This window comes from Exiguobacterium sp. SL-9 (assembly GCF_004336985.1).
Taxonomy (GTDB): domain Bacteria; phylum Bacillota; class Bacilli; order Exiguobacteriales; family Exiguobacteriaceae; genus Exiguobacterium.
In genome coordinates, this window is the sequence record NZ_SJUO01000003.1 from 22,554 (window position 1) to 34,825 (window position 12,272).

Genomic DNA, 12,272 nt, shown 5'->3' on the forward strand with positions numbered 1-12,272 from the left:
AACATGAGTATAGCATACCGTCATTTGATGCGGTCGAGCTTTCGCGGTCGGAACGTGACATAGATGATGCCGACGAACAGGCCGTACAGCAAAAGGGAGAAGACGAGATTGATCAACCATGGCAGTGTCCCCATGAACACGGCGACGGAAGCGTTTTGAAACCAGACGAGCGAGAGCGACAGCCCGACAAAGCTGAGAACGAGCGTTATCCAAAAGCCGACATCCCGGCGCTTGAACAGACGCCAAACGAGCAGCCCGATGATGAGACTGACGACGGCGGTCGCCCCTAAATACATATATAAGATGGCATCGACCGGGTATGAGTAATACACAACGTCCATATCGTTTCCTCCTAGAATCAATAAATGAAAGAGAGCGTGCCTGATATGAGACACGCGGTCCGATGGTGTGACTGAGTGTCCCGTGAGTCATTCATTCTTCTCGAGCAGGTTTTCATAATCCGTCTCGCTCCAAAACAGTGGGGCAATCGACTCTGGCCCTTTGAAAATCTCCCCGTCTTGGTCGTAGACGATGGCGTAGCCGTCCTCGACTTCAAAGACAATCAAGTCGGCTTTCACTTCCTTGACTCCGTTTCCAGCGATGATCACATTCTCGAGCGGGTCGCGTGCGACTTGCACGCCCCATTCGTCGAGCTCGACGATGAGCGCGGACGTGTAGGCGTGGCGGTTATAGACCGCCTGAAACTCGTCTTCGGTCAGGACGACGTCCGTCGGTGGGGCACTCGTTCCATATTTTCGTTTCTCGATTTCTTCGACGAATTGCAGGAACGATGCTTCTTGCCAAAATAGTGGCGCGACCGACTCGGGGCCGTTGGCGATATCCCCATTCTCACTTTCATAGACGGTGGCGTACGTACCGTCGTCGAGTTTGAACGGATGAATGTCGGCGTATGTATGATGGATGCCATCGCCGGCGATGACGACGTGCTCGAACGTCTCGCGGAACGGGGTGAGTCCATCGTTCTCGAGTGCCGTCAAGAGCGGCGTTACTTTTTCATATTGGTCGAAGACGTCCTTGAAATCTTCTCGCGTCCATGTGGTGATGTCTTCATACGATGGCTCATTTGTATCGGCCGGGACAATCGGTTTCTCGACTGGATCCGTGCATCCGGTAAGCAAGAACACAGTGAACCCGAGCAAGACTAGGCGTTTCATCAATCAAACCTCCTAAAAAAGTTACAGTTTTTTCCTATTACCAATAAGCGTAGCATGTATGCCGGCTATTGAGAACCCGGGTACTTTCTCGCTCAGGGTTGCCGCTTCAAGTAACGGTCGAGTGCCGCGTGAAAGCGTTGTTGTTGCGCCAACGGGATATCATGATTGGAGGCTGGACCATATCGAATCAGATGATAAAGCGAGGCGTCGATATCCGTCAGCTCGATGCGTTCGAACCAGTCGACGACCGTCTCATTCGTCCGAAGCTTTAGCTCAGGGGCGAGCGACGCGTTGAACGTGATCAGCCAATCCCTCAGTTCGATATTCGTGAGCATCGGGAACGTCTGTGCCTTAATCGATGTGTCCGCGTTGAGCGACAGTGGCGCAAAGGCATTCTGTCTACTAGAGAACGTGAATCCTTTTCCCCGTTGACGACGCAGCCATCTACGCACGCCATAGACGGTCAACCCGACAGCAGCGAGGAGAGCGAACAACGTGCCGAGTCCGCCGGGGTCATTGCCATTCCCGCGACCGAACTTGAATTTGAGCATCTTTTCCTTCGGGCGAGGGTCTCCCTCAAATTTGGGCCCTGTCGTTTTCCCCATATCGATGCCGCCTGTTTGCCGCTTATCCTCTTCTTCTCTGTTCACTTCCGTCACGTTAATTGGAGCAGGTGTATTGATCGTTTGAAACCAACTGAACGTCGTCTTGCTGACAAAGACGAACGTCACAACGAGACAAGCTGTCACAACAAGAAATCCTATAAATCGAGACGACCACTTCATCTTTTCCCTCCTTATCGGAATGTTCAGACTATTTATTGTCTATATTACCATAAACAGGTAAACTGCGAGTAAGACACATGTAACGGAGGGGAACGAAATGGGAATCGAAGCGGTCATCAAACAATTGAACGAAGTGTACTTAGGAAAAAGTGAGGTCGTCCGGCTCTGCTGCACGGCGCTTCTCGCCGAAGGACATATTTTGCTCGAGGACGTACCTGGGACGGGGAAGACGTTGCTTGCCAAAGCGATTGCTGGAAGCTTTGACGGGTCGTTCTCACGCATTCAGTTTACGGCCGATTTGCTCCCGTCCGACGTCATCGGGACCGACTACTTCAACATGAAGACGCAAGGATTTGATCATCGGAAAGGTCCGATTTTCGCGAACATCGTCCTGATTGATGAAATCAACCGGGCCGTCCCGCGCACCCAGTCGGCGCTACTCGAAGCGATGGAAGAACGACAAGTGTCAATCGGCGGAAAGACGTATCCGATGCCGAAGCCTTTTTTCGTCATCGCGACGCAAAACCCGATTGAATCGGCCGGGACGTTCCCACTGCCGGACGCACAACTCGACCGGTTCCTCATCTCGATTCCGGTAGGGTATCCGGACGCCGCCGAAGAGCGAGAACTGTTGCTGCAAGTGCTGACCGAGACCCGCAAACACATCGAGGCGGTGACGTCACTTACCTCGCTCCAAGAAGCGCAGGCCGAGACGAGACAAGTCGCGATTCAAGACGATGTCCTCGACTATATGCTCGGTCTCGTCCATGCGACCCGGGCCCACGCGTCCGTCGAGGTCGGGGTCAGTCCACGCGGGGCGATTGCACTGCTCCGCGCTTGTCAAAGCTATGCCTATTTGGCCGGCCGACTGTACGTCATCCCGGAAGACGTCAAAGCCGTGGCGCCGTACGTGCTCGCCCATCGGATCAGCTTGACGCTCGAAGGCGGCATCAAGTCGACGAAAGCGAACGTCATCGCACACATTTTAGACACCGTGCCCGTGCCGGTCGAGGGCTGACGATGATCCTCTCCACGCACGCTTGGTTGCAGCGCCGGCTCCTCCCTATATATCTCGTGAGCGGAGCCATGCTCGTGTTCTTGCCGTACGTCTATGGGTTCGGCTATCTATGTTTCATTGTAGCGAGTGCGATTTGGATGCTCGAGCGGACGCGGCAACAACTTGAGCGGCACATCGATCTCCGGTTCACGCAATACGAAGAATTGCTGTTTGTCGGAGATGAGAGTCGGCTCGTGTTGGTGGTTGACGGGGTGGACGAGTTGGACCGGCTCGGACTACCGCTACGCATTCGTTTGAAGGTGAGCTCAGGAATCAGCTTTCCGGCGCATGAGCGCCTTCCGAACGTGCTCGACTATGAGGTCGATGTCGGTCGAGCCCGCCACGAATTGGTCGTGCGCGCCGAGTATCGCGGTCCCGCCGCATTTGAGGAATGCGTCATCGCCGTCACGCTCCCGTTTCGACTCGGAACGTATTTATATGAGCGACCGGTCGATACAGCGTGGACCGTCCTCCCATCACTCATTCTTCATCCACCGGTCGGGACGAAACGGCTCGCGCTCGGGGACCGGCCGCTCTTGGCGTCACCACTCCAAAATCCGTTACAGCTGATTGGGTCGAAACCGTATGAAGGGGAACCGGTAAAGGAGATCGATTGGTATGCGACGGCGAAACTTGGACGATTGCAGTCGAAAGTGTTTCAACAGACGACGCTCGATACGTTCACGTTCGCCTTGGATTTGAACGGTCCTTCCGGTTATACGCTCCATCACGACTTCGAATCGCTCATCAGTCAAACCGCTTTCGTCACGTCGCGTCTGTTAAAAGAGGACTGTAAGATTGAGTTATTCTTGAATCGATTTGACGAGGATGGGACGATGCTCCATGTCCCGCTTCAGGAAGGCGAGCGCGGCATTCGATTCATCTTGCTGCAGTTGGCGACCATTCACCCAGGCAATCGCTTCATCTCGACCGACGCCTTTACACGGATGGTTGAGCGAAAACGATTGAAGCAAAGCCATCTCGTCTGGTTCAATCAACACAATCTGTACGATTGAACAGGGAAATGTCGGATTTTGGCGAACTCTTTCTTTATGTATGAATTGGGACAAAAGGAGAGAGACATATGCCAAAACGGAAATTTGCCAACCGCCGGGATTGGGAACGAATCTTGCAACATCGCTACGCGCAAATGGAGGTACATGATGACCGTTTCTCCGGGACCGTCGCCTTGTTTCAAATCGATGCGGTCCGCGCACCTCAATATAAGATGCACAAAGGAGAAGAGTTCATCGTCGCCGATGCCGGTTACAGCTGGCTCCAATATTTCCCGGACGACGAGCCGTTCGGTGTGACCGTCATGTTTAATGATGAAGGGAACATCGTTCAATGGTACATCGATATCGTCGAAGCGATCGGATATGAGGACGGAATCCCGTATATGGACGACTTGTTGCTCGACATCCTCATCTTCCCGAACGGCGACGTCGTCCGCAAAGACGAGGACGAGTTCGAGGCAGCGACGGAAGCCGGGGAATTGACGCCGGAACTCGTCGAGAGAGGATGGCGTGATTTCAAAGCGACACTCGATCGGATTGAACGTCGTGACTTTGTCTACTTCGAGTTGGCGAACGAGCATTACGCCGAGTTGAAACAAAAACTTTGAACGGCCTGTTCCCTTTGGTACAGTGAAAGAAAAAACAGGGGGACGAATTATGAAAACCATCAATACCGAGACGTGGGCGCGCAAGAAACACTACGAGTTCTTCAAGGCGTTCGACGCCCCACATTTCAACGTGACAGCGAGTGTCGATGTGACAAAGTTACATACGCACGCCAAACGGACCGGCCAGTCGTTCTTTAAGCTGTTCTTGTACGGTGCCGTCAAAGCGGCGAACGCCATCCCGGAGCTTCGCTACCGCATCCGCGGCGACGAGGTCATCGAGCATGACGTCGTGCATCCGTCCTTTACTGTCATGATGGACGATGACGTCTTCAATTTTTGTACGGCGACGTATAAAGACGCGTTCCCGGACTTCATGGAAGAAGTGACGGACCGGATGAGCGGGGCGAAACGGGAAGTCGTCGTCGGCGACGATGAGCCGGACAGCCTCCTTTATATCACGAGCGTGCCTTGGGTCACGTTCACGAGCATCAGCCACCCGACACATGAGCAACAGCATGATACGGTGCCGCGCATCGCCTGGGGCAAGTTTACGGAGACGGGTGACCGGATGACGATGCCGCTCTCGGTCCAAGCGCATCATGCCCTCGTCGATGGCGTCCATGTCGGCCGTTATTATGAGTTGTTGCAAACATGGCTCGATGACTTGAGTGACTTGGAAGTCCAAACCCCAGAAGAGAAAGGCCTCGACGAAGCGATTCGTCTCCGTGAGAACGGGGAGCTCGAGCGGGCGAAGCAGCTGTTGCTCATGTTGCTCCGTCAAGACGAGAAGAATCCACGCCTACATGCCCATTGTGCCTGGTGTTATGATTCGCTAGGGGAAGAACGTCAAGCCGTCCCGCATTACGAACGGGCAATCCGGCTCGGACTCTCGGGTGAAGAGCTCCGGGAGACGTATATCGGACTCGGCAGCACGTATCGGGCGCTCGGCCGCTATGAGGACGCTGAGGCGTTGTTCGCCAAGGCGATTGAACAGTTCCCAGACATCGGGGCGCTCAAAGCGTTCCAGGCGATGACCCATTACAATCTCGGACGCCACAGTGAGGCGACCGGTGCGTTGCTCGAATTGCTCGCAAGCCCGGAGCCGGATGACAGCATCAAACGGTATCGTCGCGCCATCGCATTTTATGCGCGGAATCTTGACGAGACGTACGACTGAAATGACGAGACGAGGCAACTCGTCTTTTTTTGAGTTAAATGGATTGACCAACAGAACTTGTCATGTTATATTTATCTCGAATTAAAGATATTTAAATTTAAAGTATTGTTTTCTCTCAGCAAAGGAGGGGAACACATGGAAGAACGGAAAACCTTAAAAGCCATCACAGTGTTGCTTCGAGCCTCGCAGTCGATACAAGACGTGGTCAAGCATGAAGTCGCTGAGTACGGGCTGAACCCGACCGAGTTCTCGGTCCTTGAACTGCTCTACCATAAAGGCGACCAACCGATTCAAATCATCGGGAAGAAGGTCCTTCTGTCGAGCGGGAGTATGACGTATATCGTCGATCGGCTCGAATCGAAAGGTTACTTGATTCGAAAAGCGTGTCCGAGCGACCGTCGTGTCACGTATGCGGCACTGACTGAGGAAGGACAGACACTTATGTCATGTATCTTTCCGGCCCACGAAAAACAAATGGACGAGTTGTTCGATGGACTCGATCTAGACGAAACGATCACTCAATTGAAGACGATTGGCAAACGTGCTGAGGCGTCAAAAATTTTTTAATCAATTATCTCGAAATCAAGATTTTGAAGGAGCGATTTTAATGAACCATGTAAAAGGAATTCACCACGTGACGGCGATTACGAGCAGCGCCGAAAAGAACTACGATTTCTTCACGAACGTCCTTGGAATGCGTCTCGTCAAAAAGACGGTCAACCAAGATGACATTCAGACGTACCACTTATTTTTCGCCGATGACAAAGGCAGCGCCGGGACAGATATGACGTTCTTTGATTTCCCCGGCATCCCAAAAGGCGTGCATGGGACGAACGAGATCGCCAAGACGTCGTTCCGCGTCCCGACCGACGAGGCACTTACGTATTGGGTTCGTCGCTTCGATCGACTCGGTGTGAAGCATGAAGGCATCACCGAGCAGTTCGGCAAGAAGATACTCTCGTTCGTCGACTTCGACGAGCAGGCGTACCAGCTCATCTCAGATGAGTTCAACGTCGGCGTCGCGTCAGGCGAGCCGTGGCAAAAAGGCCCGATCCCGCTCGAGTATGCGATCACGGGCCTCGGTCCGATCTTCATCCGCATCGCGGACTTTACGTATTTCAAACAAGTGATGGAGCAAGTCATGTTGTTCGAAGAGATCGGACAAGAAGGCGACGCACATCTCTTTGAAGGAGGTGAGGGTGGAAACGGGGCGCAAGTCGTCGTCATTCATGATGAGACGTCACCAGTCGCGCGCCAAGGGTTCGGAACGGTGCACCACGTCGCTTTCCGTGTCGATGACCGCAGTGTCCTCGATGAATGGACAGCGCGCTTGCAACAGTTCGGGTTACCGACATCAGGCTATGTCGACCGCTTCTTCTTCGAATCGTCTTATGCACGTGTCGCGCCGCAAATCCTATTCGAATGGGCAACCGACGGACCTGGATTTATGGGTGATGAGCCGTATGAGACGGTCGGTGAAAAATTGTCACTCCCGCCGTTCTTAGAACCGAAACGGGAACAGATTGAAGCGATGGTTCGACCGATTGATACGGTCAGAAGTACAAAAACGTTTGAGAAAGAATATGAGGGAATGAAATGAGCTTATTCAATCGTTTATTTGGTAAACAAGAAGAACCAACCAACTCACAAGGAGGAACTAACATGTTGAAAATTGGAATCGTACTCGGATCGACTCGTGAAGGACGCGTCAGCCCGCAAGTCGGAGAATGGGTGAAAGAACTCGCGAACAAACGCGGTGACGCCAACTATGAAATCATCGATATCGCAGACTACAGCCTTCCGCTTCTCGGCGAGCCAGGCGGCGACGCATCAGGTGCTGGCGCCTGGTCTGAGAAAATCGCTGAGATGGACGGCTTCGTCTTCATCGTTCAAGAATACAACCACTCGATCACAGGCGCGCTCAAAAACGCCCTCGACTACTTACGCAACGAATGGCATAACAAAGCAGCCGGAATCGTCTCATATGGTTCGGTCGGCGGCGCGCGTGCGACGGAACACTTGCGCGGCGTGTTGAGCGAGCTCTTGATCGCCCACGTCCGTGTCCACCCAGCGCTCTCGCTCTTCACAGACTTCGAGAACGGCACACACTTCGCACCGAAAGACGTCCAAGTCCAATCGGTCAACGACATGCTCGACCAGCTCGTCCCATGGACAGAAGCGATGCAGACGGTCCGTACGAAAGCAGCTGAAGCTACGAACAACTGAGCATTCGACCAGCCTTTAACCAGGCTGGTTTTTTTGTGCGCTTTTTTGTGTAGTCGTGTAGAGTGGGAGGAGAAGAGGGGGAATGAACATGTGGACTCGGAAAATCGTCGCGGCGTCGCTTACTGCGCCGATTTATGCGTTCTTGTTGGCGTGTTGGATCGTCATCCCGCAAGGTCCGGACAGCAGTGAGATCGGTGACACGGTGAACGGGCTTCTCATGTTGACGGCCACTTATTTGGTGGTCAGTTTCCCCGTGATCGTCACATATGGCGTCTTTATGTCGATGTTCAGCGATTGGATGGCACGCCGAATGTCGAGGCGGTTCGAGCCGCTCGTCTCGTTTGGCTTACATATTGGATTCGGACTCGTCTTGCTCTGGCTCAGTGTAGGGGCGGCGGTTCTATATTGGATGATTGACCGCTACTTGACGTATAAAGATCGTCGATTTGCAACGAGACAGGCGTGGTCCAGTCTGGTCATACCCGTTGGCGTCGTCTATTTGATTGGGGTGATGCAAGACGTGATGCATCGCTGATACGGGTGAAAGTTGGTAGGATAGGGAACAAAGAAAAGACATGTTTGCAGAGTTGAAGGAGGAATCGTGATGAAATGGATGATTTATGGGGCGAACGGTTACACGGGTGAATTGATTGCCCGCCAAGCGGTGAAACAAGGGATGACACCGGTGCTCGCGGGTCGGCGTGCGGACGCGATTGCCAAGCTTGGGGAAGAAATCGCGTGTGAGACGCGCGTTTTCAACTTGTCATTCGATAAGGCGACACGCCAATTGGAAGACATCGACCTCGTATTACATTGTGCCGGACCGTTCGCCGATACGAGTCGGCCTATGGTCGAGGCGTGTCTCGCCACGAAGACACATTATTTAGATATTACCGGGGAAATCGAGGTGTTCGAATACATTCACTCGAAGAAACGGGCCAAGCTCGCGCAGGAAGCGGGCGTGTTGCTCTGTTCGGGTGTCGGCTTCGACGTTATCCCGACCGACTGTGTGGGCCGAAAGCTGAAAGAGTTGATGCCGGACGCGACGAATCTTGCCCTCGGCTTCTCGGCTGCAGCGGGTATCTCACGCGGGACGCTGAAGACGGCCATCCGTGGGCTAGGATCGAGTAGTGTCGAACGGAAAGATGGCGAACTGACACCGTTCTCGCTCGGAGCGAAACGTCGTCGTATCGATTTTGGTCGTGGTAAAAAAATGGCACTTGCGATTCCGTGGGGGGATGTCTCGACTGCCTATTATACGACGGGCATCCCGAACATTACGACGTGGGTCCCCGTCCCGACGGCTTACGCTTACGGAGCACGTCTCTTGTCTTGGTTCGGTCCGATTCTTGGTAGCGACGTGGTGCAAGGAAAGCTGCTCCGTTATGTCGATGAACATGTGAGCGGACCGGATGAGTCGGAGCGAGAGCGTTCATCAACATATGTCTGGGGTGAGGCGACGAACGCCTCAGGACGTAAAGTGATCGTCCGTATCAAGACGGCTAGCACGTATGCCTTCACTGTGTACGGGGCGCTTGAAGTCGTGTCACGACTTGTCAGTGCAGGCCGCGTCATCCCTGGCAGCTTCACACCGGCGATGCTGTTTGGGTCACACTTCATCGAAGAAATCGAAGGATCATCGTCCTTTGTCGTCGATGAGGTCCGGCTGTAACGGAATCACAATCTGTTCGCAATCGAAGTGTGGTAAACTCAGGGAAGATTAGAGGGAGGGAATGAGATGAGACGCTTAGAACTAGCCAGGCGGATCGAACGCATCAAAGCGGAAGGGACGTCTGCCTATATTCGGCATCGTAAGCAGAACCCTCCCTATGAAGGTTCGGAATTGATTGTTGAAAACAAGGGCCATGTCTTCCGAATGGGGAATACGAGTTTCGCGGTCGGATTCGGATTGAATCGTCCGACCAGCTTTTACGATTTGCACCAGATGGAGAAGTGGGTGCGCGGGAAGAACGTGTCCCGACTACATATCGAGGTCTGTCCGCTCGCGGACATGTCACTCCTTCGGTTGCTCCAAGAACGCAACTATACGCTCGATCACTTTTTGGATGTCTGGTTGCTTGACGTCAACGCGTTCGTGTTCCCGTCAGACGAACCGGATGCGGTCGAACGCGTGCACGCCGATAACGTGAACGAATGGGCCCGGGCCATCGCGGCTGGCTTCGCCGAAACAGGGACAATCATGCAAGAGACGATCGATACCGCGAAAGGCTTCTACGCACTTCCCGAAAACCAGGCGTTTCTCGTCCGCGAAGGCGAGACGGCTGTCGCTGGAGGGATTCTTGCCATCCAGGACGGGATGGGTGAACTGTTTTTGACGAGCACGATTCCGGCTTATCGGGGGAAAGGCTATCAGACGCAGCTCATCTTGGAGCGGGTCGCGGCCGCGAAAGCAGCCGGATGTGAGTACGTGACCGTGACGACGAAAGTCGATACAGCCTCGGGGCGGAATATGGAGCGTTTAGGATTCATTCCGTTTTACCAGAAAGCCGTCATGAAAAGCCCGATTCTTAAATAAACAGGTCGCCCCGCGGGGCGACCTGTTGTCGTTAAAGTAAAGATTCGGCGCCGTCGACGTACACCTCGGAACCGGTGACGTGGCTCGACATGTTGCTCGCGAAGAACAACACGACGTCCGCGACTTGTTTGGCCGTGCCAGACTTGCCGGCGAGCGGTTGATTCCCTTCCGGATACTCGATCGGAATAACGACTTCCTCAAGCAAGGCGTCGTCTCGGTTCGTCGAGTCATCGATGTTCGTATCGATGGCCCCGGGACAAATCGAGTTGACGCGAATGCCGAACTGGGCGAGCTCGGCTGCAGCCATTTTGGCGAATCCGGTCTGTCCGGCTTTCGTCGTCGCATAGCCGCTGAAACCGAAGTTTTTGAAATAACGGTTCCCGTTGATGGATGACGTGATGATGATGCTGCCGCCTCGTTCCTTTAAGTAAGGGATGGCATGTTTCACCGTCAAGAATGTGCCCGTTAAGTTCGTCTCGACGACACCGTTCCAATCCTCGAGCGACAAGTGCTCGATCGGCGTGATTGTCCCGTTACGACCCGCGTTCGCGAAGACGATATCGACGTGACCGAAACGTTCGACGGTCTGTTCATACGCTCGTTTCATCTCGTCTTCCTTCCCGACGTCGGCACTGATGCCGATGGCTCGTTCGTCTCCGATCAGGCTCGCGAGTTGCTGGGCATCCTCCAATTTTAAGTCGACGATGGCGACTTTTGCCCCCGCTTGGACGAACCGGATGACGGCGGCGCGCCCGATTCCGGATGCCGCGCCTGTGATGAATGCGACTTTCCCCGACAACAATGTATTTGAAATCATTCAATTCGCTCCTTTCAGCTTCCTGTTCTCATATTCCACCGTTCCCTAAAAACTATGCTCGTTTTCTGAAAAAAAGCCGTGTCGCTTAATCCGGCGTTACATGGATTGACACGGCAATTTTGAGTTTGGCGTCACGGTCGAGCTCCACCGTGACGACTTGACCGACCCGAAGTTCTTGCACGTCGTTCGCACCCCCGGTCACTTCGGTCTGATCATTGATTAAAATCGTATACAACTTGACTTCATTGCCCGAGACGTCACTTGGACCAATCATCAATTGGGGGATATCGATTTGCTCAATCCGTCCTTCGATTTGATGGTCGTCCCACGTACTAATCCAATACACCGCCACTAAACAAAGACCGATAAACGCGAGGGCAAAGATGAGTCGTGTCCTCATGACGTTCCTCCTCTGCGGTATTCCGGTACGATGGTTTCCATTAGTTATTTACCCGTATTACAGGAATTGTACAGGATTCTTTTGACAGGAATTTGAATCAATGTTGCGGAATATAACAAGACAATTTGATGAGTGGAGGTGCTGACGATGATGCTAGTTGGGCTGGTCGGTTTAATCATTTTAGGATTGGTGGTGTTCGGATGGTGGACAATCGGGTTCCCACGGCGACGCATATGGGGCGGACTGATCATGTTAGGTGTCGCGTTCACCTGCTTCCCTTTCCTCCTTGTCTTGAGCGGGGAACGCTTTGGGTTCCATGGCATCATCGCGGGATTGGTCGGATTATTTTGTATCGTTGCGGGCGGATTCTTCTTTCTTGTGCTCGGTTGGATGGGCCGTCCGCAGAAAATTCGAAAGGTACGGACACTCTCGGAAGACCCTGATTTGTTTTAGGATAGGTTGTCAGCCGGCTCTT

16 protein-coding genes are annotated in these 12,272 nt (G+C 53.4%); 11 read left to right on the plus strand and 5 right to left on the minus strand.

Going from position 1 to position 12,272, the window contains the following annotated elements; all coding sequences use genetic code 11:
- Window positions 1-20: 20 nt before the first annotated feature.
- The 3 genes from EVJ34_RS08680 to EVJ34_RS08690 form a co-directional block, all read right to left on the minus strand.
- Entirely contained in the window at window positions 21-341 is a 321-nt protein-coding gene (locus EVJ34_RS08680) for a hypothetical protein (protein ID WP_131436132.1), read from the minus strand.
- 87 nt (window positions 342-428) lie between these two features.
- The gene (locus EVJ34_RS08685) at window positions 429-1,175 is read right to left on the minus strand and encodes a hypothetical protein (protein WP_131485321.1); all 747 of its coding nucleotides are present in this window, start codon (window positions 1,173-1,175) and stop codon (window positions 429-431) included.
- 92 nt (window positions 1,176-1,267) lie between these two features.
- Window positions 1,268-1,960, minus strand: coding sequence for a hypothetical protein (locus EVJ34_RS08690; protein ID WP_131436128.1), 693 nt, complete (start codon window positions 1,958-1,960; stop codon window positions 1,268-1,270).
- A 97-nt stretch (window positions 1,961-2,057) separates the two neighbouring features.
- Here EVJ34_RS08690 and EVJ34_RS08695 point away from each other — a divergent pair, with 97 nt between their 5' ends.
- The 10 genes from EVJ34_RS08695 (at window position 2,058) to EVJ34_RS08740 (ending at window position 10,580) form a co-directional block, all read left to right on the plus strand.
- Window positions 2,058-2,978, plus strand: a complete 921-nt coding sequence (locus tag EVJ34_RS08695; protein ID WP_131485322.1) for an AAA family ATPase — start codon at window positions 2,058-2,060, stop codon at window positions 2,976-2,978.
- A gap of 2 nt (window positions 2,979-2,980) precedes the next feature.
- The gene (locus tag EVJ34_RS08700; protein ID WP_131485323.1) at window positions 2,981-4,033 is read left to right on the plus strand and encodes a DUF58 domain-containing protein; all 1,053 of its coding nucleotides are present in this window, start codon (window positions 2,981-2,983) and stop codon (window positions 4,031-4,033) included.
- A gap of 68 nt (window positions 4,034-4,101) precedes the next feature.
- Window positions 4,102-4,641 carry a ribonuclease FAU-1 family protein gene (locus tag EVJ34_RS08705; RefSeq protein WP_131485324.1) on the plus strand — a complete coding sequence of 180 codons (540 nt, stop codon included), beginning with the start codon at window positions 4,102-4,104 and terminating at the stop codon, window positions 4,639-4,641.
- 49 nt (window positions 4,642-4,690) lie between these two features.
- Window positions 4,691-5,818, plus strand: a complete 1,128-nt coding sequence (locus tag EVJ34_RS08710; protein WP_131485325.1) for a tetratricopeptide repeat protein — start codon at window positions 4,691-4,693, stop codon at window positions 5,816-5,818.
- Between the two features lie 135 nt (window positions 5,819-5,953).
- On the plus strand, window positions 5,954-6,385 hold the full coding sequence (locus tag EVJ34_RS08715; RefSeq protein WP_131485326.1) for a MarR family winged helix-turn-helix transcriptional regulator: 432 nt from the start codon (window positions 5,954-5,956) through the stop codon (window positions 6,383-6,385).
- Between the two features lie 40 nt (window positions 6,386-6,425).
- Window positions 6,426-7,418 (plus strand): ring-cleaving dioxygenase, encoded by a 993-nt coding sequence (locus EVJ34_RS08720; RefSeq protein ID WP_131485327.1) that lies wholly within the window; start codon window positions 6,426-6,428, stop codon window positions 7,416-7,418.
- Entirely contained in the window at window positions 7,415-8,044 is a 630-nt protein-coding gene (locus tag EVJ34_RS08725; RefSeq protein ID WP_131485328.1) for an NADPH-dependent FMN reductase, read from the plus strand. Before EVJ34_RS08720 ends, EVJ34_RS08725 begins: the two co-directional genes overlap by 4 nt.
- A gap of 88 nt (window positions 8,045-8,132) precedes the next feature.
- Entirely contained in the window at window positions 8,133-8,579 is a 447-nt protein-coding gene (locus EVJ34_RS08730) for a hypothetical protein (protein WP_131485329.1), read from the plus strand.
- Window positions 8,580-8,648: 69 nt separating this feature from the next.
- Window positions 8,649-9,716, plus strand: coding sequence for a saccharopine dehydrogenase family protein (locus tag EVJ34_RS08735; RefSeq protein WP_201739933.1), 1,068 nt, complete (start codon window positions 8,649-8,651; stop codon window positions 9,714-9,716).
- A 66-nt stretch (window positions 9,717-9,782) separates the two neighbouring features.
- On the plus strand, window positions 9,783-10,580 hold the full coding sequence (locus EVJ34_RS08740) for a GNAT family N-acetyltransferase (RefSeq protein WP_131485331.1): 798 nt from the start codon (window positions 9,783-9,785) through the stop codon (window positions 10,578-10,580).
- A 31-nt stretch (window positions 10,581-10,611) separates the two neighbouring features.
- Here EVJ34_RS08740 and EVJ34_RS08745 read toward each other — a convergent pair whose 3' ends face one another.
- Both EVJ34_RS08745 and EVJ34_RS08750 read right to left on the minus strand, forming a co-directional pair.
- Window positions 10,612-11,397 (minus strand): SDR family oxidoreductase, encoded by a 786-nt coding sequence (locus EVJ34_RS08745; RefSeq protein ID WP_131436107.1) that lies wholly within the window; start codon window positions 11,395-11,397, stop codon window positions 10,612-10,614.
- Window positions 11,398-11,482: 85 nt separating this feature from the next.
- Entirely contained in the window at window positions 11,483-11,797 is a 315-nt protein-coding gene (locus EVJ34_RS08750) for a hypothetical protein (protein ID WP_131436105.1), read from the minus strand.
- A 147-nt stretch (window positions 11,798-11,944) separates the two neighbouring features.
- Between EVJ34_RS08750 and EVJ34_RS08755 the strand changes: the two genes are divergently transcribed.
- Complete coding sequence (locus tag EVJ34_RS08755; RefSeq protein WP_131485332.1) at window positions 11,945-12,250, plus strand: hypothetical protein; 306 nt, start codon at window positions 11,945-11,947, stop codon at window positions 12,248-12,250.
- Window positions 12,251-12,272 lie beyond the last annotated feature (22 nt).